23 protein-coding genes are annotated in these 25608 nt (G+C 61.8%); 5 read left to right on the top strand and 18 right to left on the bottom strand.

Translation table 11 applies throughout. The features are described 5' to 3' along the window. Window positions 1–100: 100 nt before the first annotated feature. Window positions 101–1426, bottom strand: coding sequence for an NAD(P)/FAD-dependent oxidoreductase (locus AC1ECN_RS24145; protein WP_130726093.1), 1326 nt, complete (start codon window positions 1424–1426; stop codon window positions 101–103). A 216-nt stretch (window positions 1427–1642) separates the two neighbouring features. Here AC1ECN_RS24145 and AC1ECN_RS24140 point away from each other — a divergent pair, with 216 nt between their 5' ends. Then, on the top strand, window positions 1643–2119 hold the full coding sequence (locus AC1ECN_RS24140) for an Lrp/AsnC family transcriptional regulator (RefSeq protein WP_003549758.1): 477 nt from the start codon (window positions 1643–1645) through the stop codon (window positions 2117–2119). 305 nt (window positions 2120–2424) lie between these two features. Here AC1ECN_RS24140 and AC1ECN_RS24135 read toward each other — a convergent pair whose 3' ends face one another. From AC1ECN_RS24135 to AC1ECN_RS24085, 11 genes are all read right to left on the bottom strand, one after another. Next, entirely contained in the window at window positions 2425–4080 is a 1656-nt protein-coding gene (locus AC1ECN_RS24135; protein ID WP_027688331.1) for an ABC transporter ATP-binding protein, read from the bottom strand. Then, a complete protein-coding gene (locus tag AC1ECN_RS24130) occupies window positions 4077–4943 on the bottom strand; it encodes an ABC transporter permease (RefSeq protein WP_018072919.1) in 867 nt (288 codons plus the stop codon). Before AC1ECN_RS24130 ends, AC1ECN_RS24135 begins: the two co-directional genes overlap by 4 nt. Then, complete coding sequence (locus tag AC1ECN_RS24125; RefSeq protein ID WP_130726092.1) at window positions 4940–5890, bottom strand: ABC transporter permease; 951 nt, start codon at window positions 5888–5890, stop codon at window positions 4940–4942. Before AC1ECN_RS24125 ends, AC1ECN_RS24130 begins: the two co-directional genes overlap by 4 nt. Window positions 5891–5979: 89 nt before the next feature. Continuing rightward, window positions 5980–7590: an ABC transporter substrate-binding protein gene (locus tag AC1ECN_RS24120; protein WP_130726091.1), complete on the bottom strand. Its 1611-nt coding sequence runs from the start codon at window positions 7588–7590 to the stop codon at window positions 5980–5982. Window positions 7591–7653: 63 nt separating this feature from the next. Beyond that, a complete protein-coding gene (locus AC1ECN_RS24115) occupies window positions 7654–8367 on the bottom strand; it encodes an HAD-IA family hydrolase (RefSeq protein WP_130689892.1) in 714 nt (237 codons plus the stop codon). 216 nt (window positions 8368–8583) lie between these two features. After that, complete coding sequence (locus tag AC1ECN_RS24110; protein ID WP_130658055.1) at window positions 8584–9960, bottom strand: aspartate aminotransferase family protein; 1377 nt, start codon at window positions 9958–9960, stop codon at window positions 8584–8586. Between the two features lie 13 nt (window positions 9961–9973). Then, complete coding sequence (locus AC1ECN_RS24105; protein ID WP_164582077.1) at window positions 9974–10810, bottom strand: GNAT family N-acetyltransferase; 837 nt, start codon at window positions 10808–10810, stop codon at window positions 9974–9976. 154 nt (window positions 10811–10964) lie between these two features. Next, the gene (gene otnK, locus AC1ECN_RS24100; protein WP_477954313.1) at window positions 10965–12245 is read right to left on the bottom strand and encodes a 3-oxo-tetronate kinase; all 1281 of its coding nucleotides are present in this window, start codon (window positions 12243–12245) and stop codon (window positions 10965–10967) included. 3 nt (window positions 12246–12248) lie between these two features. Further along, window positions 12249–13025: a 2-oxo-tetronate isomerase gene (gene otnI / locus AC1ECN_RS24095; protein WP_130726088.1), complete on the bottom strand. Its 777-nt coding sequence runs from the start codon at window positions 13023–13025 to the stop codon at window positions 12249–12251. Window positions 13026–13039: 14 nt separating this feature from the next. Further along, the gene (gene ltnD, locus AC1ECN_RS24090; RefSeq protein WP_164582079.1) at window positions 13040–13984 is read right to left on the bottom strand and encodes an L-threonate dehydrogenase; all 945 of its coding nucleotides are present in this window, start codon (window positions 13982–13984) and stop codon (window positions 13040–13042) included. A gap of 170 nt (window positions 13985–14154) precedes the next feature. Continuing rightward, on the bottom strand, window positions 14155–15471 hold the full coding sequence (locus AC1ECN_RS24085) for an MFS transporter (protein WP_477954310.1): 1317 nt from the start codon (window positions 15469–15471) through the stop codon (window positions 14155–14157). A gap of 240 nt (window positions 15472–15711) precedes the next feature. On the opposite strand from AC1ECN_RS24085, the gene AC1ECN_RS24080 reads away from it, so the two are divergent. From AC1ECN_RS24080 to AC1ECN_RS24065, 4 genes are all read left to right on the top strand, one after another. Next, complete coding sequence (locus AC1ECN_RS24080; RefSeq protein ID WP_018072929.1) at window positions 15712–16710, top strand: LacI family DNA-binding transcriptional regulator; 999 nt, start codon at window positions 15712–15714, stop codon at window positions 16708–16710. A 16-nt stretch (window positions 16711–16726) separates the two neighbouring features. Continuing rightward, on the top strand, window positions 16727–17401 hold the full coding sequence (gene otnC, locus AC1ECN_RS24075; protein ID WP_017956779.1) for a 3-oxo-tetronate 4-phosphate decarboxylase: 675 nt from the start codon (window positions 16727–16729) through the stop codon (window positions 17399–17401). 171 nt (window positions 17402–17572) lie between these two features. After that, entirely contained in the window at window positions 17573–18241 is a 669-nt protein-coding gene (locus tag AC1ECN_RS24070; protein ID WP_130658049.1) for a haloacid dehalogenase type II, read from the top strand. A 13-nt stretch (window positions 18242–18254) separates the two neighbouring features. Next, complete coding sequence (locus AC1ECN_RS24065; RefSeq protein ID WP_130658048.1) at window positions 18255–19529, top strand: NAD(P)/FAD-dependent oxidoreductase; 1275 nt, start codon at window positions 18255–18257, stop codon at window positions 19527–19529. 76 nt (window positions 19530–19605) lie between these two features. On the opposite strand, the gene AC1ECN_RS24060 is transcribed toward AC1ECN_RS24065, so the two are convergent. The 6 genes from AC1ECN_RS24060 to AC1ECN_RS24035 form a co-directional block, all read right to left on the bottom strand. Beyond that, the gene (locus AC1ECN_RS24060; protein ID WP_027688317.1) at window positions 19606–19911 is read right to left on the bottom strand and encodes a DUF982 domain-containing protein; all 306 of its coding nucleotides are present in this window, start codon (window positions 19909–19911) and stop codon (window positions 19606–19608) included. A gap of 83 nt (window positions 19912–19994) precedes the next feature. Then, window positions 19995–20192, bottom strand: a complete 198-nt coding sequence (locus AC1ECN_RS24055) for a hypothetical protein (protein WP_018072934.1) — start codon at window positions 20190–20192, stop codon at window positions 19995–19997. After that, window positions 20189–21148, bottom strand: coding sequence for a ThiF family adenylyltransferase (locus AC1ECN_RS24050; RefSeq protein ID WP_018072935.1), 960 nt, complete (start codon window positions 21146–21148; stop codon window positions 20189–20191). The genes AC1ECN_RS24055 and AC1ECN_RS24050 overlap by 4 nt, the downstream gene beginning before the upstream one ends. Continuing rightward, window positions 21148–22731 carry an aKG-HExxH-type peptide beta-hydroxylase gene (locus AC1ECN_RS24045; protein WP_018072936.1) on the bottom strand — a complete coding sequence of 528 codons (1584 nt, stop codon included), beginning with the start codon at window positions 22729–22731 and terminating at the stop codon, window positions 21148–21150. Before AC1ECN_RS24045 ends, AC1ECN_RS24050 begins: the two co-directional genes overlap by 1 nt. A gap of 103 nt (window positions 22732–22834) precedes the next feature. Next, entirely contained in the window at window positions 22835–24529 is a 1695-nt protein-coding gene (locus AC1ECN_RS24040) for a S8 family serine peptidase (protein ID WP_130658047.1), read from the bottom strand. A 33-nt stretch (window positions 24530–24562) separates the two neighbouring features. Further along, window positions 24563–25591 (bottom strand): phosphatase PAP2 family protein, encoded by a 1029-nt coding sequence (locus AC1ECN_RS24035; protein WP_020397587.1) that lies wholly within the window; start codon window positions 25589–25591, stop codon window positions 24563–24565. Window positions 25592–25608 lie beyond the last annotated feature (17 nt).

Here is a 25608-nt window from a genome sequence, read left to right as displayed (position 1 = left end):
CGTGATCGTGGCAATCGAAGCGTGATGCATCGGCTCCTATGGCCGGTACCAAGTCGTGCCGATCCGCGTCGTCGAACGTGGCGCAAAGCCCGACCGAGTCCTAAAAATCCGCCACTTTGCCCCAGGCGGATCCCCCGAACCGGTCGGGATGATAGGGCCTGGGATCGACGATCGGCTCGTCGCCTGTGACGATATCGGCAATCAGATGACCAGCGCCAGGCCCGATGCCGAAGCCGTGGCCGCTGAAGCCGGCGGCAAGGATGAAACCCGGCAGGGTGGCGATCTCGCCGATCCCCGGCACGCCATCGGGCGTGCTGTCGATATAGCCTGCCCAGGCCGCGCTGATGGCGGTCTTCTTCAAGGCGGGCAGAAGCTCGAGCGCCCGCGCATGGGTGAGGGCAATGGTGGCCTCGTCGACCGTCGGGTCGAGGATGCGCATGTGCTCCATCGGCGTCGGCCTGTCGAGCCGCCAACGGGCCAGAGATTCGTGACCCGAACGAAACCCTTCCAACCCACCGGGTGCGAGACTGCGCCAGCGCCGGGCGAACATCGGCAGGAACTGCCGCGCGAAGCGGAACTGCTGTGGCGTCGGATCGACGCGGGCGCGGCCGCTGATCGCCAGCGTGTGGCCGCCATCGCGGCGTCGCGTCACCGACACGGCTGATGTATGCAGCGCATCCAGAAGGCTGCCTGCGCCCGGAGATACGGAGAGGATCGAGGAGCGTATCGAGGCTTGCGGAAATCGAATGCCGAGCTGGCGGCAGAAGGAGGAGGCCCAGGCGCCACCGGCCAGGATCGCGATTTTCGTGCGGATCGTGCCGTGCTCGGTGACGACGCCCGAGAGCCTGCCGCCTTCGACGTCGAGGCCGCGGGCCGCACAGGATTGATGCACCGTGCCCCCGAGTTTAAGGATCGCACGCGCGACGGCCGGCGCAGCGCTCGCCGGATCGGCGGTGCCGTCGGTCGGCGAAAACACCCCGCCTTTCCAAGAGGTGCCGGTGGCATGCCCGCGTTCGGTTGCCTCGGCGCTGCTCAGCATATGCGTCGTGACGCCGACCGAGCGGGCGAAATCGCGCCAACGGGCCCAACCGGACAGTTCCTCGTCGCTATTGCTGAGGTAGAAGAGACCGCAACGACGAAAGCCGGTGTCCTCGCTGGTCTCAGTGGCGAAGCGTTCCCACAGATCGAGGCTCTTCGTCGACATCGGCAATTCACGCGCGTCGCGGTTCTGCTGGCGGCACCAGCCCCAGTTGCGGCTCGATTGTTCCGCGCCGATCAGGCCCTTCTCGACGAGGGCGACCTTCAATCCGCGCCGGGTGAGGTAATAGGCCGCGAAAACGCCGACGATGCCGCCGCCGATGACCACGACATCAGCGGTGGAAGGCAGTTCCGGCGTGGTATCGACGCGATTGAGCGGTGCGGGCATGGGAGCGTCTCCGTTTTAACAGTAGTGTAGCGGATCCGACGCCACGGCTTTGCCGGAGATCGGTTGGTGGCAGCAGAAGATTCCGTGTTGGGAGGATGCCAGCAGCCGTTTGTGCTTCGGCCTGTCTCGCAACGCGATCGACAGGCCAGCGTCATGTGCTAAGGTTGGTCTGGGAAACAGGCAGCATAATCTGCTGCGTCATTGAGGGCGTGTGCGATGAAACTCGACCGGATCGACGTAAAAATTCTCTACGAACTGCAGAAGAACGGCCGCGTCACGAATGTGGAACTCGCCGAACTGGTCAATCTCTCGCCGAGCCCCTGCTTGATGCGTGTGAAGAAGCTGCAGTCGGAGGGCTATATCGAAGGTTATTCGGCCCAGATCAACGTCAGCAAACTCGGGCAGACGCTGACTGTATTCACCGAGATCACCCTGAAAAACCATCGGCAGATCGATTTCGCCCGCTTCCTGGCGGCGATCGAGAAGGTCGACCAGGTGATCGAATGCCATCTGGTTTCGGGCGGCTACGATTATCTGCTGAAATTCGTCACTGCCGGCATCGACGAATACCAGACGATCATGGAGCGCCTCACCGATATGGACGTCGGCATCGACAAGTATTTCAGCTTCGTCGTCCTGAAATCGCCGATCATCAAGGCCCACATGCCGCTAACCACCTTGTTTCCGCATTAGCCGGCGAGAGGACCGCAGCCGGAGCCCCGCTCAAACGCAAGATTTCGGGGTTCCAGACCGACCTCACCCCGTTGCCTTTCCCCGATCCAATCGGTCCTAAGCAGATGCTGATTCTCTGTCGCAGGTTGTTCTCCCTATAAGTGTAAGTTCCATACTGGTTGGAAGGACTTGCGACAGAATTTCGGGCTTGCTTTCCAAAGCCATGTTCGCTGCCACYTGCAGATCTCGTGCCGTGTAGTCCAGGCTTTTCAACACGACCTGACCGGGTGCGCGCCGTGTCTGGCAAGCGTGCAGGAGATCGGCACTCAGTGCCGGCAATAAGCCCGCACCAGTTCCGGATCCTGCTGGAGCCCGTCGAGCCAGGCCGGATCGAGCGTCGGCACGGATGAGAAGAGCAGTTGCGAATAGGGGTGCTGCGGGGCCTTCACTGTCGAGGAGGTGATTTCCTCGACCTTCCTGCCTCCAAACATCACGACGATCTCGTCGCAGATCGCCTCCACCACTGAGAGGTCGTGGCTGATGAAGATATAGGAGAGGCCGAGTTCGCGCTGCAATTCCTTGAGCAGGTCGATGACGGCGGCGGCGACCACCGTGTCGAGCGCCGAGGTAATCTCGTCGCAGAGGATCAGCTTCGGATCGGCGGCAAGCGCCCTGGCGAAGTTKACACGCTGCTTCTGGCCGCCCGAGAGTTCGCCTGGCCGGCGATGGCGCAGGTTGCGGGGCAGGCGCACCATGTCGAGCAGTTGATCGATCCGGGTGTTCCGCGCCTTGCGATCCATGCCGTGGTAAAAGACCAAAGGTCTGTCGAGGATGTCCTCCACCGATTTTGCCGGGTTGAGTGCGGTATCGGCGTATTGGAAGACGATCTGCATCTCGCGTAACTGATCGCGCGAGCGCTCGCGAGCGCTGCGACGCAGCTCCGTGCCGTTGAAGACGATACTGCCGACCGAGGCCGGCAGGATGCCGGCGATAGCCCGGGCGAGCGTCGACTTGCCGCAACCGGATTCGCCGATGATGCCGAGATTGCGGCCTTTTTCCACCTTCAGGCTCACGTGCTCGACCGCGCGAACGAGCGGCAGTCCGTCAGCCTGGCGCTGTCCATAACCCGCGACCAGATCTTCGATCCTCAGCAGGGGAGCGGTCGCGGGTTCGGCGGGGCCCACTGCGCCGCGCGGCTTTGGCTCAAAGGCAGCGAGCAGCTCCCTRGTATAGGGGTGCTTGGCATTGCTGAGGATCTCGTCGGTGGTGCCGGTTTCCTGGGTCTCCCCACCTTTCAACACCACGATGCGGTCGGCGATCTGCGCCACGACGGCAAGGTCGTGCGAGACATAAACGCCTGATATGCCGCCCTTTTTCATGACCGATTTGAAAGCCCGCAGCACTTCGATCTGGGTCGTGACGTCGAGCGCCGTCGTCGGTTCGTCGAAGATGACGAGGGTCGGGTCGCCGATCAGCGCCATGGCGGCGGCCAGACGCTGCAGCTGGCCGCCGGAAACCTGGTGCGGATAACGGCTGCCGATCGTCTCGGGTTCCGGCAGGGACAGCGCCCGGAAGAGCTCGACGGCCCGGGCACGCGCCTCATCCGGCGACATCAGCTGGTGAATACGCGTGACTTCGATCACCTGGTCCATGATCGATGTGGCCGGGTTGAAGGCGGCAGCTGCCGATTGCGGGACATAGGCGACTTCGGTGCCGCGCACCTTGGCGCGCTGCTTCTCGCTGAGCGTGACCATGTCCTTGCCGCCGACCGAAACGCTGCCGCCGGAGATACGACAGCCCGCGCGGGTGTGGCCCATGAGGGTCAAGGCGATGGTTGTCTTACCCGAGCCGCTCTCGCCGATCAGCGCGACGATCTCGCCCTCGGCAACATCGAGGCTGACACCCTTGATGATCTCGACACGTCGGCCGGAATCGGTGGTGGCTTCGACCTTCAGGTCACGGATTTCGATGAAATTGCTCATGACACACTCCGGTCGCGGATTTTCTGCGGCAGGTTGTCGATCAGCAGGTTGACGCTGATCGTCAGGCTGGCGATGGCAAGCGAGGGAAACATCACCGCCGGCGCACCGAATGGCAGGCCACCGATATTTTCGCGCACGAGCGCACCCCAATCGGCATAGGGTGGCTGGACGCCAAGGCCGAGGAAGGAAAGTCCGGAGAGCAGCAGAACGATGAAGACGAAGCGGATGCCGAGATCGGCAAGCACCGGTCCGACGATGTTGGGCAGGATTTCCGAGCGAATGAGATAGAGGGTGCTTTCGCCGCGGATGCGCGCAACCGTGATGAAATCCATTGCATTGATGTTGACGGCGAGCGCCCGGGCGAAGCGGTAAGCGCCTGGGATGTAGATCACCGACAGCGTCATGATCAGCACCGGGACTGAGGAGCCGACGGCAGCGACGACCACCAGGCCGAACAGCTTGCTCGGGATGGAGTTGAGGGCGTCGAGGAAGCGGCTGAGGATCGTGTCCAGCCAGCCGCCGGCGACCGCTGCGATCATGCCGAGCACGACGCCGCTGAAGCATGCGATCGTCACCGCCGCCAGCGAGATACCGACCGTGTAGCGTGCGCCCATCAGAATCCGCGAGAGCATGTCGCGGCCGAGATAATCGGAGCCGAGCCAGAGTTCCCGGCTCATCGGGCCGAAATAGTCGAGATCGATGATCTCGCCGACCGGGTAGGGGATGATCCATGGCGCGAAGATCGCAACGAGCGCCCATAAGAGGATCACAGTGAAGCCGATCGCGCCGACGATGTTGAAGCGATAGCCAAACCGGGTTCCGGACAGCCGGCCTGAGGTGGTTTCGGAACTGGTCATAGTCATCGGAGCCTCGGATTGGAAAGGATGGCGATGATGTCGGCGATGGTGATCAGGAGCAGATAGCCCAGGCAGAAGATCATCGCGCAGCTCTGGATCAGCGGCAGGTCGCGGGTGGCGACGGCATCCAGCATCAGCTTGGCGATACCAGGATAGTTGAAAATGGTCTCGACGATGATGACGCCTCCGAGCAGATAGGACAGCGAAAGCGCAACGGCATTGACGATCGGGCCGAGCGCATTCGGCAGAGCATGGCGAAAGACGATGCGCGGCCGGGAAGCGCCCTTGAGCAGCGCCATCTCGACATAGGGTGTGTTGAGCGTCTCGATGACAGCCGCGCGTGTCATGCGGATCATCTGGGCCGAGACGACGAAGGTGAGGGTGATCACCGGCATGGCATAGACGCGCAGCACGTCGGTCAGACTGTGGACCTCATTGGCGAAGGACAGCGCCGGCAGCCATTTCAGATAGACGGCGAAGATGAGCGCCGCGGAGGTCGCGACCATGAACTCCGGCACGGAGATGACGCCGATGGTGATCACGGTGACGATCCGGTCGTAAAGGGTGCCGCGCAGCATCGCCGCTGTGATCCCGAGCGTCAGCGCAATAGGCACGGAGAACAGCGCGGTAACGCCGGCGAGTTTCAGCGTATTGACGAAGCGGCCGGCAATGAGAGCAGCGACCGGCATTTCGTTGGCATAGGACGTGCCGAGGTCGCCCTGCAGCAATCCGACGATCCAGCGCAGGAAACGAAAGAGCGCCGGTTCGTCGAGATGCATGGCCTTTCGCAGGCCTTCGACGGCTTCCGGCGTGGCGGCTTGGCCGAGCAGGATCGTCGCCGTATCTCCCGGCAACAGCGTTGTCGCGAAGAAGACGGCGAAGGAGACGATCACCAGGGTGATCACGGCGACGAACAATCTGCTCAGTACAAGGGATAAGACCTGGCGGTTCACGGGCGTCTTCCCTTTGCGTTCGAGTTAAGTTCCATCAATGCAGATGGAGGAACTGGGGCCCGGCTGCAGCCCCAGTCTCCTTTGCTGTATCAGGCTTCAAGCCAGACATATTCCGCGAAAGCGTATCCCATCTGGCCGCCGAGCGGGTTGGCTTCCAGGCCCTTGAGCTTGGCGGTCGTGGCATCGACGTTCGAGATATAGGCCGGAATGATTGTACCAGCTTCCTGGGCGACCATGCCCTGCATCTCGTTGTAGATCGTCTTGCGCTTGTCTTGATCGAGAGAGCCGCGCGCCTCGATCAGCATCTTGTCGAACTTCTCCGACTTGTAGTGGCTTTCGTTCCACGGAGCGTCCGAGGTGTAGAGCAGGGAGAAGAGGATATCGGGGGTCGGCCGCGGGTTGATATTGCCGAAGTGGATCGGCGCCTTGAGCCAGTAATTGTCCCAATAACCATCGGATGGCACTCGCTGCACATCGAGCTTCATGCCGATTTCGGCGCCGGCCGCCTGGATGATCATGGCCATGTCGATCGACGAGCTCGCCGCATCGGAGGCGATGATCGGGATGGATTGGCCAAGCACGCCGGCCTTGTCGAAGTGGAACTTCGCCTTCTCAGGATCAAAGGCTCGCGCTTTCAGCTCTGCGTCATGATAGAAGTTCGCCGGTGAAACGGGTTGATCGTTGCCGACTTCACCGAGACCGCGCAGCGCCGATTTGACGATCTGTTCGCGATTGACGAGATACTTCATGCCCTCGACGAAGTCCCGCTTGTTGCCGGGCTCCATATCCAGTCGCATGTTGAGATTGGTATAGTTGCCGGACGTCGTCTTAGACACGGTGAAGCCGTCGCCCTGGGCCTCGACGAGGCGCATCGAGCGGGGATTGATCGTGGCTGCGAGATGGATGTCGCCCGCAAGCAGTGCGTTTACACGGGCATTGTCGTCGCTGATCGCGAAATATTCGAAGGAATCAACATTCGGGCCGGATTTCCAGTAGTTCTTGTTCTTGATCCCGACCGAGCGAACGCCCGGCTCGAAGACTTCCTTGACGAAAGCGCCGGTGCCGTTGGCTTTGGTGAAATCGGTCGTGCCGTCGGAAACGATCATGAAATGATGCATCGACAGGATGGTCGGCAGGTCGGCATTCGGGCTGGCGAGCGTGATCTCGACGGTTTGTTTGTCGACCGCCTTGAAGCCGGTCATCTGGGCGGCGATCTTGGCGACCTTCGAGCCGACGGACGGATCAAGATGGCGCTTCAGCGAGAAAACCACGTCATCGGCGCTCAGCGGCTTGCCGTCATGGAAGGTAACGCCGGTCTTCAGCTTGACCGTCCAGGTCTTCGCATCCTTGGACTCGATCGCGTCGGCAAGCTCCATCTGCGGCGTGCCTGATTTGTCGAGGAAGGTCAGGCGATTATAGAAGGAGCAGCACCGGACATAGTCGGTGGAGAGCGATGCCTTGGCGGGGTCGAGTGTATCGGCCGTCGAGGACGACCAGCCGGCCGCTTTGAGCGCGCCGCCGGAAACGGGCGTGGCGGCGAGCGCCTTGCCGGCACGGCCAAGCACGAGCCCGCCGGCCGACATGGCCACGCCGCCGGCAAGCATCATATGCAGCAACTCGCGACGGGTGGCGCCACGACGGATGGCGGTTTCGACCATGGCGTCGTCGGACCTGGTCCAATTGGTGATCTTGTCGTTCATCTCATTCCCCTTTTCTTCTGTGGCGGGCTGCCCGTTATGGGCAGGCCCGATCTGCTTTCAAAGTCAGGCGCGCGCAGCGGCCACGGCATCGGCAAGGCCGGCCATGGAGGTGAAATGGTAATCGGGTTTGGTGAACTCGGCCGGCTCGATCGTGCCGCCGTAACCCTTCACGGCATGTCGCCGCTCGATCCAGCAATTGGTCAGCCCAAGTTTCCTGGAAATCCCGATATCGTGGTACTGGCTCTGGGCGACATGCAGGATGTCGTCCTTCGAATGTCCTTCCGAGGCGACGTAGTCGAATACCTTCTCGAAGAATGCGGGATCGGGTTTCTCGGTCGCCGTATCATCCGCGGTGAAGGCGGCATAAAAGGGATTGCCGAGTTCCTTCTCGAAGAAATCGAATGCCCAGCGGCGGGCGTTGGTCATCGCCACGAGGCGGTAATCTTTGGCAAGACTGGCCAGCGCTGCGGCGCTGTCTGCAAAACCCTTCCAGCTCTTTGCCGAATCCCGCAGTTGTTCGCCATATTTTTGGTCAGTGGGCAGGCCGAGCTTCGGCGCGATCGCCAGGTAGACGCGAACGAGGTCGTCGGGGAAGAGGTCGGCATCCTCGGAGTAACGGGCTGCCCGGTAGAGGCTAAGAGCCTGCTCGCCGTCGATTTCAGTCCCCGCCTCGGCCGCGATCTCGGCGAGGCAGGTCTTGAGGCCGCCTTCGAAGTCGATGAGCGTGCCGACGACGTCGAAGGTCAGGTATTTGAATTCCGGAAGGCTCTTGCTCACGTGAATTCCCCAGTGTTCGGCTCCGATGGGAGCTCGGCTTCTCGAAGAAGAAAATTCTGTTCCGCTGGCGGGGTCTTTGTCCCGCTCTTGTATGGAAGGCCGGCTTCTGCGGTGGCCTTTCGTTGATTTCAGTGTGTCACCTGCACCGCACCGGATTCGCCGAATAGGCATCATGAGGCGGCACAAAATACCGAATCTGACCGTTTCGCGATATTCTCAGGCCTGCAGCGCCCGACGCACATCCGGGTCCTCCAGCGTCTCGTCCAGGGTGATGCGGGTGCGCTCAACGATCGCGTCTATCTCCGTTTCGGTGCAGCAGAGTGGCGGAGCATAGCCGAGCACACCATTGCCGAAGGCGCGGATGACGAGGCCGTTCTCCCAGGCGCGATCGAAGATGCGGCGGGAGGGTTCGGCGGATGCCGGCAACGGCGTCTTGTTCACCTTGTCGACCACAAGTTCGACGGCGGCGAGCATGCCGCGTCCGCGGACATCGCCGACGAGCGGATGATCTCTGAGCGACTCCAGACCCTGCATCAGCCGCGCACCGGCTCTGACGCCGTTTTCGAGAAGGCCGTTTTCATAAAGCTTCAGGACTTCGAGGCCGACTGCGGCGCTAACGGGATGGGCCGAATAGGTATAGCCATGGCCGACGGCGGCAGCACCCGCACCCTCGGCGATCGCTTGATAGACGTGATCGGCCATCAAGACGGCGCCCATGGGGACGTAGCCGGAGGTCAGGCCCTTGGCGGTGGTCATGAAATCGGGCACGACTTCATCCTCGCTGCAGGCAAAAAGCGGGCCGGTGCGGCCAAAGCCGGTGATCACCTCGTCCGCGACGAAAAGGATGTCGTGCGCGCGGCAGAATTCGCGCATGGCTTTCATCCAACCTTTCGGCGGCACCAAAACGCCGCCCGAGCCCTGGATCGGCTCGACGTAGAAAGCGGCAACGCGTTCCGGCCCGATCGCCTCGACCTTGCTTTTCAGCGCCGCAAGCGAGGCTTCGATGATCGCCTGCGGATTGTCGCCCACCGGGTTGCGATAGGCATAGTGAGACGGAATCTTATGCTGCCAATCGAAGGGAACGCCGAAGCCGGCATGGAAGGCAGGCAGCGCGGTCAAACCCGCTCCAACCGTCGAGGAGCCATGATAGCCCTGTTCGACCGAGATGAACTGATCGCGCTGAGGCTGCCCACGGGCATTCCAATAGTAGCGTATGAAGCGGATCGTGCTGTCCACCGCATCCGAGCCGCCGAGGGTGAAATAGACGTGGTTGAGATCGCCCGGTGCGCGGTCGGCGAGTTCGCTGGCAAGCCGGATCGCGGGCTCGGAGCCGAGGCCGAAATATGCCGTCGCATAGGGAAGCTCGCGCATCTGACGGGCCGCCGCCTCGACGATGCTTTCGTGGCCGTAACCGGCATTGACGCACCAGAGGCCGGCGAAGCCGTCGATCAGCTGCTTGCCGGAGGCGTCGGTGACCGTCGCGCCTTTGGCCGAGGCCAGCACGCGCACGCCAAGCTTTTCATGGCCGCGGTAGGAGGCGACCGGATGGATGAGGTGGGCGCGATCAAGTTCGATGAGGGAATTGCTGTACATGGAAATCTCCGGATCAGCCGAGTGCCTGGCTGGCGAGGGCAAAGGTGGTGGCGGTCGGATCGGCGGCGTCGTTGGCCAACGGTTTTCTCATCGTGATTCCGCCGCCGACATGGGCGAGCCCGCGTTCGGCGAGCCACGGGGAAAGGCCGGTCTCGGCCGTGGTGTCGACCCTGAGGAACCGTCCGGGCCGCCTGGCGATGAAATGTTCGATGAGTTTCCTGGCCTCGCCGAGGTCGGCGGCCACCACGGGTCCGATCACTTCGCCGCGGCCGAAGGGACGCAGACACGCGAAGCCCGAAATACCGCCGTCGCGGCGAATGACGGCGAATTCGCCGATCCCGGCGAAATAGGAGAGTAGCCCTTCGCGATCGCCGCCGAAGGCAAGGCGGTCGAGTCCCGCGATGGCGGGGAGGTCGGCATCGGTGGCGGCTTCCGTTTCCGCCGGCGCGGCGATTTCTCCGGCAAGGCCCTGATGCTGGAGCACGGTTCCCGTCTCGTGGAAGCCAAGCTTTTGGTAGAGCGGCAGGCCTGCCGTCGTCGCCACCAGCCTCAGCGGCCGGTCTCCGGCGGCCAGCAATGCGGCGTCCATGAGTTTCCGGCCGAGACCCCTGCCGCGCATCGTCTCGTCGACGATGACCATATTGATGGTCGCACAATCTCCCTTGTAAGGCGTGACGAGGACGGTGCCGACGACCTTTCCGTCCTCGACCGCAACCATCCCTTCGCTCAAGGAAAGCGCCAGCTGCCAGTCTTCCGTCCGATGCGGCCAGCCCGCCTGTCTTGAGAGCGCGACGGCGGCTTCCAGATGTTCGGGGCCGAATGGGACGATTTCGATCTGACTTGCTTGCATGGGGGCGTCCTTCATGTCGTGCCCGCCAGTCTGCCGGAGCGCTGGCGGGCAGATCGTCTGAAGGCCGTGGTTCAAGCAGTATCTTATGGCGTTGCTGTCATCGGCCGCCGCATCTTATGCTAGAATCGATTGATATTCGTGGATCCCGGGTCTGTCAGTGCATCATCGCCAGCGCTGCCGTAAAGAAGTCTTCGCCTCCGAAGTTTCCTGATTTCAACGCCAGAAGCATATCGCCCTGCGCATTGCCGACCGTGCGCAGCACCGGCACGCCGGGCGCAATCTCCGGGCCGATCAGAAATGCCGGAATGGCGAGCCTGTCGACCGCCGCGCCCGAGGTTTCGCCGCCTGCGACCACAAGGCGCCGCACGCCTCTCTCCACCAGTTCGGCTGTGATGATCGACGTCGCGGTCTCGATCGCGTGGCCGGAGGCCTCTCTTCCATAGAGCGATTGCAGCCGGGATACGGTTTCAGGCGCCGCGCTCGCGGCGATGACGACGGGACCGGCGGAGATACGGTCTCCAGCCCAGGAAATCGCCGCGGCGATCTCATCCGGACCGGCAAGCAGCCGCTCCGGGTCGAGCCGCAGGACGGGCATCGACCGTTCGGCGATGTCGAGCTGGCGGAGCGTCGCCTTGGAGCAACTGCCGGCAACGATCGCGGAAAGCCCGCCCACGGGGCGAATGGCGTCCGYCGTCGTTGCACCGCCGGAGGAAATCCGACCGGAGCGGACGAGCGCACGGGCAAGGCCGAGGCCGAGGCCGGACGCACCGGTGGACACCGGCGTTTCCAGAGCGACCTCACCGAGCGTTTCAAGATCCCGCTCGAAAATCGCATCGGCGATAACAGCGGTGATGCCTGCAGTGCGAAAGGAATCGAGCCTCGCCTTGACGGCGCCGGGTCCGGCCGCGATGGTCGTGAGATCGATCAGTCCGACAACGTTGCGCGATTGGCGGGTGAGAACCCGAACGAGATTGGCGTCATGCATCGGATTGAGCGGGTGGTCCTTGAGCGGGCTTTCGTTCAGCGGCTGTCCGCCGACGAAGAGATGGCCAAGATAGACGGTGCGTCCCGTTTCCGGAAAGGCGGGTGTCACCAGTACGATGCCGCCGCCCGCTGCATCGCTCAAGGCTTCGGTGACCGGACCGATATTGCCGGCATCGGTGGAATCGAAGGTCGAGCAGATCTTGTAGAGCACATGGCCGGCGCCCCGCTGGCGCAGCCACCGCTCGGCGCTCGCCGCCGCCGCGACGGCGTCCGAGGCCGGGACGGAGCGGATCTTCAGGGAAACGACGACGGCGTCGACATCCGGCAGCGCCAGCGCCGGATCAGGGATGCCGACCGTCTGTACCGTGCGCAGACCGTTCTTCGTCAGCGTGTTGGCGAGGTCGGACGCACCCGTATAGTCGTCAGCGATTGATCCGAGCAAAATAGCCATCGTCTAGCTCCGTGCAAAAGGTTTGAACCAGCCAAGACCGTCCAATGTGTGGCCGCGCGGGATGTATTCGCAGCCGATGAAACCGTCATATCCAAGGCGGTCGATTTCGCCGAACAGATAGGCATAGTTCAGCTCCTCCCCGTCCGGTTCGTTGCGTGACGGCACGCTGGCGATCTGGATATGGCCGGTGATCGGCAGCAGGCGTCGCAACGCCATAGTGACGTCGCCATGGATGATCTGTCGGTGATAGATGTCGAACTGCAGCTTCAGGTTCGGCAGACCGCATTCGGCAATCAGCCGCTCGGCCACGCCGAAGTCGTTGAGGAAATATCCCGGCATGTTTCGCCCGTTGATCGGTTCGAGCAGAAGATCGATGCCCTTTTCCGCAAGCCGCCCGGCCGCATAGGTGACGGAGCGCCGGTAACAGGAGGCGGCGTCTTCGTCATGAGGGTCGGCGATGCCTGCCATCAAATGCAACCGTCTGACGCCCGTTGCCGCCGCATAGTCCAGTGCCCGCGCGACATCCGCTTTCAACGCATCGAACCGTCCAGGGAGGGCCGCGATGCCACGCTCGCCTGCTGTCCAGTCGCCCGGCGGCAGGTTGAACAAGGCCTGCTGCAGATTGTTGCGGGCAAGCCGTTCGGCGATTGCCTCCGGCGTGGCTTCGTAGGGAAAGAGGTATTCGACGGCGGCGAACCCGGCCTCGGCTGCGGCGTCGAAACGGTCGAGGAACGCCCATTCGTTGAACATCATCGTCAGGTTGGCGGCGAAAACCGGCATGTCTCGCGTTCCTTTTACAGGCTCTGCGGCTCTTTGGTGGAGCTGGGCAATTCAGCGCCGGAAAGCTTGGCGTAGAGGCGCGCCAGCGAGGAATCGTCGTCACGGCCCATGCCCGCCCCGGAGGCGGCCAGATACATCTGCAAGGCGGCTGCCGCGAGCGGTACCGGATAACGCTCGGAGCGGGCCATATCTTGGACGATACCGAGATCCTTGACGAAGATCTCGATGCTGCTGAGCGGAGTATAGTCTCCGGCCAGCACATGCGGCACGCGGTTTTCGAACATCCAGGAATTGCCGGCCGACGCGGTGATCACCTCATAGACCTTGTCGAGGTCGAGGCCCTGCTTGGCGGCAAAGGTTATGGCCTCACAGGCGGCCGCGATGTGCACGCCGGCGAGAAGCTGGTTGATCATCTTGAAGGCGGCGCCTTTTCCGGCCTCGTCGCCAAGCTCGTAGACCTTGGCGGCCATGGCGTCGAGACCCGGGCGTGCCGTATCGAAGGCCTGTTTGGAACTGGATGCCATGATCGTCAGTTCGCCACGCGCCGCCTTGGCCGCGCCGCCCGAAATCGGCGCGTCGAGATAATGCAGGCCGAGAGCTTCCACCCGCCCGGCCAGATCGCGCGCGACGGCTGGATCCATGGTTGCCGATGAGATGAAGACGGCGCCGGGCTTCATCGCATGCGCGACACCTTGATGCCCGAACAGCACGGCCTCGGTCTGCGCGCCGTTAACGACCACGGAGACGACGATGTCGGCGTCCTTTGCCGCAGCGGCGGGGGTTGACGCGCCACGTCCACCCTCGTCGACGAAGCGGTCCACTGCCGCCGGCGTGACGTCATATCCAACGACGTCGAGACCTGCGCGCTTCATCGACAGGGCCATTCCAAGCCCCATGGAACCAAGACCGATGACGGCCGCGATAATGTCGGGACCTGAGTTTTCAGCAAGCGGTGACATGAGGAGCTTCTCCAGTCTCTTGAGAAAGGTCTGCGCCCCTCCGGGTGCTATCCCGGAGGGGCTTTAGAGCGCCGTGCGTCTACAAGACGCGCTAAGGACGCTCTAACATTTTGAATTTGCGCATAATCCTATCCGAAAATCGATTCCGATTTTCGGGGTTATGCGCGAGTTCAGCGATTGACGGTTTTCGCGGGAACCGTCAACACGGCCAGCGAACCAATGACCAACGCAGCCGCCAGCAGATACATGCCGGCGCTGTTGGTGCCGGTGAAGTCTTTGAGATAGCCTACCAGAAACGGCCCGAGAAACCCGGCGAGGTTACCGACCGAATTGATCCAGGCAATGCCGGCTGCAGCGCCGGTGCCAGCGAGAAATGCCGTCGGAAGCGACCAGAACAGCGGCGCGCAACTGATGGCGCCGGCAGCAGCCAGCGAGAGGCAGACAATCGAGACCGTCGTGCTCGTCGCCATCGTCGCCGCGACGAAACCACCGGCGGCGATGAGCGCTGGGACGATGAGGTGCCACCGGCGTTCGCGCAGCCTGTCGGCGGAGCGTCCGAGCGCCAGCATCACGACGAATGTGCAGATATAAGGGATCGCGGAAATCAGGCCGATATTGAGGTTTCCGTTGACGCCCGAGGCCTTGACGATGGTCGGCATCCAGAAATTCAGGCCATATTGCCCGAGCACGAAGCAGAAATAGATCAGGCACATCAGCCAGACGCGACGGTCGGTCAGCGTTGCGCCGATGCTGTGCGGGCTTGCCGTCTTGGCCTGGTTCTCCGCCTCGATATTGGCCGTCAGCACGCGTTTTTCCTCATCGTTCAGCCATTTCGCGCCCCGGATCGTATCATCAAGGTAGAAGAACGTCACAACGCCGAAAAGAATAGCCGGAATGGCTTCGATCAGGAACATCCACTGCCAGCCGGAAAGTCCGTGCGTGCCGTGAAAACTGTCCATCAGGAGACCCGAAAGCGGATTGCCGAAAATGGCGGATATCGGGATCGCCGACATGAAGGTGGTGATGATCCTGGCGCGGCGATGGGCCGGATACCACGCCGTCAGATAAAGAATAATGCCGGGGAAAAATCCGGCTTCCGCAACGCCCAGCAGGAAACGCAGGACATAGAAGACTGTTTCCGACGAGGTGAATATGAAGGCGGCGGAAATGATGCCCCAGGTGAGCATGATGCGGGCGATCCACACCCGTGCGCCAACCTTGTTCATGATGATGTTGCTCGGCACTTCAAACAGAAAATAGCCGATGAAGAAAATGCCGGCGCCGATGCCATAGGCGGCTTCCGAGAGGCCGAGCTCGCTCGACATCTGCAGCTTGGCGAAACCGACATTGACGCGGTCGAGATAGGCGACCACGTAGCACAGCATCAAAAAGGGTACGATGCGCCAGAATACCTTGCCATAGGCACGGTCTTCGAGCGTCTGGGCGGGATGTGCGCCAATGACTGGCGCTTGCGTCTGCAGCGTCATGATTTTCTCCTCCGATTGTTGCCGCGGTCTCCTGTCGATCCTCCCGCGGCACGCCGAGCCACTTTTTGGCAGCGCTGCCATTTTCATTAATCCATTTTGGCAGCGCTGCCAACAGCAAATTGGTAGCGCTGCCAAAAAAACCTTGCTTCTTGGCGAGAGCGGTGAAAAATGGTGGCAACGCGGTGGTCATCGGGCCGGCAGGTCGGACAACCACCTCAACAGTCGGGTTCAAACGTAACGATGGAATTCAAACATCAGGCGACGGTGACGCTTGCCGAAGTCGCGGAGGCGGCCGGTGTCGGTGAGAGCACGGTGTCGCGCGTGCTGCGCAACCACGGTTCGTTTTCCGGTAAGACGCGCGAGCGGGTGATGGCCGCCGTCGAGCGGCTGGGCTATGTGCCGAACCGGATCGCGGGAACGCTGGCCTCCACCGGTTCGCGTCTTGTCGCCTTCGTTATTCCCTCTTTGTCGAACATCGTCTTTCCCGATGTGCTGCGCGGTGCCAGTGCTGTTCTGGAGGAAAACCGGTATCAGGCGGTCTTCTCCGTGACCGATTATGATCCGGGCAAGGAGGAAGCGCTCGCCGCCGCGATGCTTGCCTGGCGGCCGGCGGCGGTCATGCTGGCGGGATGCGAGCATACCGAGGGTACAGTGAAGATGCTGCGCGCCAGCGGGTGTCGGGTCGTCGAACTGCTCGATCTCGACGGCGATGCTCTCGATATCGCGGTCGGCTTCTCGAACCGCGCAGCCGGGCGGGGGAGCGCTGCCTTCCTGCTCAAGCGGGGTTATCGCCGGATCGGCTATGTCGGTCACGACCTGAACCGCGATACCCGTGCCGGCAAGCGGTTTTCCAGCTTTTGCGAAACGCTCGGCGCACATGACGCCCCGCTCGTCGCCCGCGAAATTCTCCCAGGCGCTTCGTCCGTGGAAAACGGCAGGTTGGGGCTGGAGCGGCTGCTTGCCCGGACGACCGATCTCGATGCGGTTTATTTCTCCAACGACGACATGGCGCTGGGCGGCTATTTTCATTGTCTGGCTCAAGGGATCGCCATCCCCTCGAAGCTCGCCATTTTCGGCTATAACGGCCTCGATATCGGCCGGGCAACCCCACAGCCGTTGTCGACCATCCGAACGCCGCGCGTGGCGACCGGGGAGATAGCCGCGCAACTGGTCGTCGCTAATGCGCCGCCGCAGTCCGTCGATCTCGGCTTTGAGCTGATCGAAGGGGCAACCGCGTAATATTGGAGGAACTGTCATGTCCGACGCGCGCCTGCGTGAGGAAATCTGCCGATACGGCCGCTCGCTATTCGAGCGCGGGCTGACGCCCGGTTCGTCGGGCAACATATCGTTGCGGCTGGAGGATGGCGGCTGGCTGGTTACGCCGACCAACGCCTCGCTCGGCTTTCTCGACCCGGCGCGGATCTCCAGGCTCGATGCCGAGGGCCGGCTCCTGTCCGGCGACAAGCCGACCAAGGAAATTCCGCTGCACACTGCCCTTTACGATACGCGCGGCAGCGCCCGCGCCATCGTCCATCTTCACTCCACCCATGCGGTGGCACTGACCATGCTGCCGGAGATCGATCCGCGCGCCGCCCTGCCGCCGATGACGCCATATTATCTGATGCGCGCCGGCGAAACCGCGCTGGTGCCCTATTATCGTCCCGGCGATCCGGCGGTGGCCGACGCCATCCGCGGACTGGCGGGCAAGTATTCGTCAGTGCTTCTGGCCAATCACGGACCTGTTGTCGCCGGCGACAGCCTGGAGGCGGCGGTCTTTGCGACCGAGGAACTGGAGGAAACGGCGAAGCTCTATCTGCTGTTGCGCAACCTCAATCCTCGTTTCCTCAGCCCGGCGCAGGTGGCCGATCTCGTCAACACCTTCGGCCTCGACCTTCCGTCGCATCACGATCACGATCACGACGGCGATTGAAGGCGTCACTCCGCCGGACGTCGACCGCGGGCAGACGCGCAACCTTCTGCCAAACCCTGCTTTCGATACGATAGATTCTGCTTCCGATGCCGCCAATTCAGACGAGCTGTGGGTGAAGCGGTGCCTATGATTGTGACACGTCCCCAGTTCCGATCGCTCAAGGATACTCAAATGACGACGTTCCGTCCGAAATACATCACCTTCGACTGCTACGGCACGCTGACTAACTTTCAGATGGCGGAGGCGGCACGCGATCTCTACGGCGAAGAGCTCGACGAGCCACGCATGGTGGAATTCATCAAGAATTTCGCCGCCTATCGACTCGACGAGATCATGGGCGACTGGAAACCCTATGCCGAGGTGGTGCACAATTCGCTCGAGCGGACATGCAAGCGCAACGGCGTGACATTTCGCGACGAAGCCGCCCGGATGATCTATGAGCGGGTTCCGACCTGGGGGCCGCATTCGGACGTTCCGGCCGGTCTCGCCAAGGTCGCCAAGGAAATCCCTTTGGTCATCCTCTCCAACGCCATGAATTCGCAGATCATGTCGAACGTCGAAAAACTCGGCGCGCCCTTCCATGCGGTCTATACCGCTGAGCAAGCGCAGTCCTATAAGCCACGCTTCAAGGGCTTTGAATATATGCTCGATATGCTGGGCTGCGGGCCGGAAGACGTGCTGCATTGCTCGTCCTCCTTCCGCTATGACCTGATGTCGGCCCACGACCTTGGCATCAAGAACAAGGTTTGGGTCAATCGTGGCCACGAGCCGGCCAATCCCTATTACGGCTATGTCGAAATTCCTGACATCTCGGGCCTGCCTGGCGTCGTCGGGCTCTGACGGAGAGAGGCGGATGCAGTTCGAATCCTACTGGCACGACACGGCACCAGCCTTTGCCGGCGGCGCTCGGGGCCCCGTCGAAGGACATTATGACGTCGCCGTCATCGGCGCCGGCTTTACCGGGCTTGCCGCTGCGCGCCAGCTTGCAAAGGCCGGCGTCAAGGTCGTCGTGCTGGAGGCCGAACGGGTCGGCTGGGGGGCATCGGGGCGCAACGGCGGACATCTCAACAACGGGCTCGCCCACAGTTTCCTGTCCGCCAAATCAGCACTCGGCGTGGAGCGCGCCGTCGCCCTCTACAAGGCATTCGACGAATCCATCGACACGATCGAGGCGATTATCGCCGAAGAGGGGATCGACTGCAATTTCCGCCGCGCCGGAAAGCTGAAGCTTGCTTCCAAGCCGCAGCATTTCGACGCGATTGCCCGCAATTTCGAGGCCGTTCATAGAGAGGTCGATCCGGACACGGCGCTTCTGACGGCGGGTGACCTGAAAAGCGAGGTCGGGTCGCCCTTCCACGGCGCCATGCTCTCGAAGAAAAGCGCGATGATGCATATGGGCCGCTATGTCGCGGGGCTCGCCACGGCAGCCGCGCGTCACGGCGCTATCATCTTCGAAAAGGCAGCCGTGACCGCGCACCGGCAGGGCAACGGTCGCCACAGCCTGACGACCGCACGCGGCACCGTCACCGCAGACCACGTGCTGGTCGCGACAGGCGCCTATACGCCGTCGCTCTTCAGCTATTTCCGCCGCCGGATTATTTCCGTCGGCAGCTTTCTGATCGCCACGCGTCCGCTGACCGACGCCGAAATCGCGGCTACGATGCCGGGCAACCGGACCTGCGTGACGTCGATGAACATCGGTAATTATTTCCGGCTGTCGCCGGACAAGCGGCTGATCTTCGGCGGTCGCGCCCGGTTTTCCGCCACGTCCGATCAACGATCAGACGCAAGGAGCGGCGACATTCTCCGCGCCAGCCTGGCTGAAATCTTCCCGCAGCTTGCCGGCGTCGAGATCGACTATTGCTGGGGCGGACTCGTCGACATGACGAAGGACCGCTATCCGCGCGCCGGCTATGTCGACGGCGTGTGGTATGCCATGGGCTATTCCGGCCACGGCGCCCAGCTCTCCACCCATCTCGGCATGATCATGGCCGACTCCATCCTCGGCAAGACCGACCGTAACCCAATCAAGGGGCTCGACTGGCCGGCCGTCCCCGGCCATTTCGGAAAGCCGTGGTTCCTGCCGCTCGTCGGGCTCTATTACAAGACGCTCGATCGCTTCCAGTAACGGGCCGGATCAGTCCGATTGCAGCCGAAGCGGCTCGATGGGGGCAGGATTGCGATGAGTACCTGCGCGCGGTCAACTATCTGACCTGGCTGACTGGATAGATCCTGAGAACACCAAGGCTGTTATCAGTCGTGATGGCTGCAATACCCGCTTCATATGCGGCGCGGACGATCGCCTCATGCAATATCTCGGGCTCGGTATCTCCGGTAAGAACCTCCAAACAGGTTCTCACCGCCGTGAAGAATTCCTCACCATCGTCGATGGGCCATTCCTTCAGCAACAGTTGGGCAGCCTCGCGAGCGGTACGGATCACTCTGCGATCTTTCCCTTCGGCAAAAACCAGAATTATCGTTGGGAAGTTTCTCAACATATCGAATCTCATTGTGCCTGAACTCCGCGGGGCGGCCAGTGCCAATGCCGGGCCATGGTTTCGCACCGGGATTGGCCACACATGCTCGTCAACCATCAGTTAGCCAGATTGGCTTTTAGCTCACGGGCTGCCGCCTCAAGGAGTCGCTTGAATTCTTCAGAGGTCACGCCATCGGCGTGCATCACCATGGCGATCAGTGGATCGCAAAGAGCTTCGGATATCGTCAGCTCATCGTTCTTTCCGGCAGTTGCGCCAACGGAGCAACAATATCCCGACGAAAATAGCGTGTTCATGGACATACCTTGCATTCGGGGTGTTCGCAGAGAGAACGCAGCTCGGCCTGATTGCTTTTGAGGTCCAATATCCATCGGCGTCCCCGTGCGGCCGAGTGTCTCGAAAGGCATTTTTGGGCAATCCGCGACACGGCAAGGCCGGCGATAAATGCGTTCTCGGCAGCGGCCGGTGGAGCGAGAAGGCCGTCGTCGGTTGCGACCTGGGCGGTGCAATGGCAGACGGGACATGCGTCCTCATGCACTGCGACCGAGGGACCCGCCATGCCATGTGCTTGGGAGCGGCCGACATGCAGATGGGGCGGCAGGCCGGCTTTCGATGCGTGGCAGGCCGTCAGGAACTCCTGGGCCGGATGAGAATCGTCGCCGGCGAGAACGACGAACGGATTGTGGGCGTAATCTGCGATCAATCGGAGCGCTGCGGCCCCTTCCGCAAATTCCGGCAGCGCGAAGACATTGGCCGAGAAACACGCGGCCAGACAGGTCGCCAGCTTGTCCGTCTTCAGCCGGCCGAGATCAGCTTCGCTCGCCCATGGGACATGGTTCAAGTTGTCCTCGTCGATACGATCGGCATCCACGAGATAGAAATGGCGCGCGCCGTGGGCCGCAAGCTGGATGGCAATCTGCGAGCCCAAGCCGCCGCATCCGATAATGACGAAGTCGATTTCGCCAAAACCTGCGAAGTCGCGTTGACGATGGCGAAGAGGCGTCAGGAAGGCGCCGTCGTGATCCAATGCGGTGGAGACATATTCGTCCTCATCCGGCATATTGGAACCCTCCAACGAGACCCCGAATGCAGGCCCGGTAACATTGGGGCTCCGTTCCTCGACAGGATCAGCACTATTGCCGGTGAACAGAGCCCCTCTGCCGCCCCACCCCAGGCTGTGGGCGAAGAAGTTCGGGAAGTCGACGGGCGCACGGATTGCCGTTGACAATCGTCTAGACTGATCATTGACCATCAGATCGCCTCCATCTCGGCGGGCGCAACTCCGCGGATCGTCGCGGCGTAGTGACCGTAATCCTCGCCCATCGCATGGTCGGGTGTCTTCGCAATCACGTGGAATTTGCCGTCGTACCAGAGGCTGACATTGTCGCCGCTGTCATCGATCTCTCGCCGGCCCATCCGAGGATCGATCGGCTCCTTGCCGCGCAGCAGCATCTGTCCGATATCCCAGGCTTGGCGATCGAGAACTCGCTGGCGCTCGGCAAGATGCGCCTGCCGGTGCGCAATGGGTTCTTCGGCAAGCAACTGGCCGACGAGGAACAAGATCCGACTGCTCCAGGAAGGAATGGCGGCGATGTCTGGGAGGTCGAGGAGGACATCGCCGCCAAGACGTTCGATACCTTTCCGAGCTATGTCGATGAGCGGGACTTGCCGCGCGGCATAGGCGATTATGAATGCCGCTTTCCGGGCGCGGCGCTCAAGATCCGACTCGGTGGATAGGCATGCCATGCGCAAGGCGCACTCCCAGGGAATGGTGTAGGCCGTATGCAGGATGCTCTCGAGCGTCTGTAGGTCTTTCTTGTATGGGGAAACATACTGGAACTCGCCGGGCAGGGATGCCGCCGCCGAGGTCGTATAGAACCCGAGCAGGATATTCCCCGCCTCATGAAGCAGTTGGGCCGCTGTCGCGGCATGATCGCCGGCGCGCAACCTCTCTCTGGAAAGGACGATGAGCGCGCTGCCCGGCAATTCGTTCGAACTCGAAAAGGAGCACTGCGGTTCGCGCCGCACGCCAACGTAAAGCGTGTGTAGACCGGCGACCAGACGCTGATGGCCGTACTCGTCCAAGTCCGCGATCAATGCTAAGGCCTTCTCCAGATGGTCGGCGATTCGATCCAATTCCGCATCGTCGGTGATCGGATAGCCGGGCCGGGGATAGTCCGGCATGCATTGGCGGAGGAGGGCTTGCATGATACGGCTTCGCGCCGGACTTTCGATGTGCACGAGGCCGATGCCGCAAGAGAGCTGGCACGCTGTCTGACGTTCGAGTTCAAGATCCGATGCGATCAGATCCGGCTGCAGATAGCGGCCGACGACCTGCACATCGGGGCGGGCTGCCTGCCATTCCAGACTGCGCGCGAGCGCACCCATCCAGGCTGCAAGTACGGATGAACGGTAAGGGTCGGCKCCGACCGGTCCGGCAACCGCTGGCGGAAGCTCCGGCAGGCGAGTGTATCCGCCATCTGCAAGGTCGGGGAAGTAACCTGACAATGCCTCTACCCCAGCCGAACAACCGGCGAGCTTCGAAGCCGCCACAAGCGTGCGGCCATATTGGAAGCGTCGCTTCAAAAGGTTGCGTGTTGCCACGCGCTGCAGGGAGACGGAACTTGCCATCAGGGGATTGCGCTTGAGCAGGAGGCGCGCCTCATCTGCCAATTGTTGAATGCGGGACGCGGACATCGGCAGCCTCCATGGGTTTGTCTTCGGGCAGATCAAGGTTGCATCTCGGGCAAAAATGCCGGAGTTCGGGACGACTTTGCCCGGCATCGGAACGTTGTGCTTCGTCGGTTGAGAGGCACTATTCCCCAAGGGCGTCATTCGCCCGCCAGTTTCGCGTTAAAAATCCGTAAAAAAGGCGTAAACAAAGAAAAAGCCCCCTCGATAGAGGAGGCTTGGAATTTGGATAACGCAGCCGCAGCAGTCAGATCGCCAGAGCCGCCTGGACCGCCGCCCGCGCATTTGGCAGGCCCGCTCCAAAGAAATAGGCCATCTCGACGGCGTCCTCGCTCTCGGCGTTCATGCAATCCGCCGTCAATTTCCTCGTTCCGGGCGCGACAATGGCGTCCAGGCGGGAGGCGGTCTTCAGAATTGATTTCACTTGAAGCCCCGAGAGGCGGTCACCGGGATTGTGGCGGCTTTTGTAGGCCCGCTGTATCAGGGCGCATAGCCCACCCACCTGCGCCGACGCGCCTGATGTGCCCCCGAAGGGGGTGTAGTATCCGCCCCCGATGCCCGGATTGGTTCCGAACGGCACGATGGCCGACCACGGATCGGAGCCCTGATTATAGCCGAAAATCCCCGGCAGATCGGTCGTCAGCAGCGAGAAGTGCGAATAGTAGTATTCCCGCGTTCGAAAAGCGCTGTAGTCGTGCTGCGCGGCAAACGGAGAAAGCCGGTCGAGGCGCAACTGATGCCTGTTGAAGACCTCCCCGTCGTCAGAGGGGGAGACTACCGTCAATCCTTCGCCGTAATTGCTGTAGCCCGAACGGAAACCTTCGACGGTAACGGCCCCAACTGCAATGATGCCGTTGTTGTCGGCAGCAAGACTTGCCGGATAGATCAGCTGGCTCTCGCCACTGTTTCCTGCGGCGCAGACGATCGGGATGTGCCGGCTGATGGCGAGGATGAGTTGTTTGAGGACATGCCACGGGCGATCCGGATTGGAGCCTTTCTGCGCAGCCTTCGGCTCCAGTTCAGGCCCACCCTGATCAGCAACGGCAATGCGCGTGAACAGATTGGCGGCATCCTGGTTTTTCCATAATTCCAGGTCGGCCTTCAGCTCGTTCTTCGGATCAACGATGCTGCGTTTCGGGTCGGGCAGACCGCGCGGCAAGACGATCACGTCTGCTTTCTGATGATAGGCATAAAGAAAGGCCGCAATGAACTGCCTGACATCGTCTTCGAAGGACGTTCTGATCGAGATGAGCCTTGAGAAAGGATCAACGCCGAAATAGGGGATGACGTTGCGATTGCCGCTCGTGCGCAGCTCGTCGCCATTCCCATAGAAGGCTCCTTCCGGCGGAAGGCTTGGCGTGCCTTCTTCCGCAACAACGGCGGGTTCGCCGACGATCAGCCCGGCACAGCAGGTACCATGCGATGCAAAAAGCGATTCCGGATTGTAGAGCCGCCGGAGTACCCCTTCCGACGCGGCGTATTCGGCAACCAGATCACCGAGATAGTCCCGGTCGTCATTCGAAAGGCCGATATTGCCGAGCGGAGCGATGTTGAGCCCGGCAAAGAAGGCATGCCTTTCCTCGCGGTCGAAGGATGTGGTCGTATCAAGAATTTCGAGCACGCGCGCACCGTAACGATGGGTCGTCAAATCGATTGACGCCTCCCGGTCAAGCCGGGTTGCCAGATTGGGATGATCCGGAGATACGCCGACATCGATCAACGCGACCCGTGCGGGTCGCAACGGGCCGGCGGAAGCGATAGCATCCCAGACCGTGCCGGTGATGAGGGGATCGGGGAGCGCGCGTGCGGCGCTCTCATCGAGCGCTGGAGGTGCCGGCGGAGCCGATCCGTATTCTGCGTCGACTACGCCAAGGGCAGTCAGGTGCCAGAGATAATAGTAGTTGATCGGTGCGGGCTCAGGCATTTGTGTTTGATCCGTCATGGTTGTAATCCTGTTGAGCAGCAGCTGGCGAATTCAGACCCATTCGTCGTGTACGGCCTGGAACAGAGGACCGAACGCGTCGTGGAGATAGGGAGCGAAGCGTCGGGCGAGATCTCGCCCCGCCTGCGTATCGCTCGGATAGTGCAGGCCGGCCCATTCGCGATTTTCGGCGACGTTCTGGGCGATGCGGGCAAGCTCGTCGGTGGCCGGATGTTCCGGCAGGATCGTCGAGAACGCGAAGGCGATCGAAAAGCACTGGAACGAATGGTTGCTGGGGTAGGACTCGTGGACCGGCACGGCCAGCAACGGTCGGAGCATCGGCTCGAACTGGTTTGGCCGCAGCCGGTTGAACTGGCTCTTGTAGATCAGGCCGACATATTCGCAGGCCGTCAGGATCGCCTGAAAAAGGCCTTCCGTCTGCTCGAAGCCGCCAAGATCCTCGATATGCAATGCGCGGGTGAATTCCCCCACGGAGATCGTCGACTCGATTTGGATGTCGGGCAGGCGGCGCACCCGTTCGCGGTCGCGGCGTTGCATGGAGAGCAGTACCGTCGTTTCGAGGCGGGTATAATCCGGGCCGGGGGGCGGAAGTATATCCAGCTTTTCCCAGGTGAAGCGCCGCGCCGCGGTATAGGCGTTGCGTGACGGCTGCTGGTGCAGCCTGCGCAGCTCGAAGGAGGGGATAAGCTGCGACACGCCGAGGCTGCCGCCATCCATCGTCGACTTGTTCTTGTTCTTGTTCTTATTTTTGTTCTTGTTTTTGTTCAGCGACGCCTTGTTGAGCACCGACTTGTTTGCGACGCTCTTGTTGAGGACCGAGGCTACGGCCATCGTCGCCATCATGGGCCCGGGCAGGGGCGATCCATCGTCATCCGTGCCGAGGAAAAGCACAGCCCCGGAGGCTGCATCAGGTGCAGCCGGTGATGCACCGGCGAGAGGATCAGCACCGGCATCGTCCCTGGGTTCGCATGGAAGGACCGTATCCGGCTCAATCCTGAATTTATAACTGTTTAGAAATAAAACAATTTTCGATTGCGATTCCTCAGTAGTGTCCGCTTCCATTGCAGCCTCCTTGCGCG

This window comes from Rhizobium sp. 01N447_2 (genome assembly GCF_056399245.1).
This window is presented reverse-complemented; position numbering and strand designations above follow the sequence as displayed.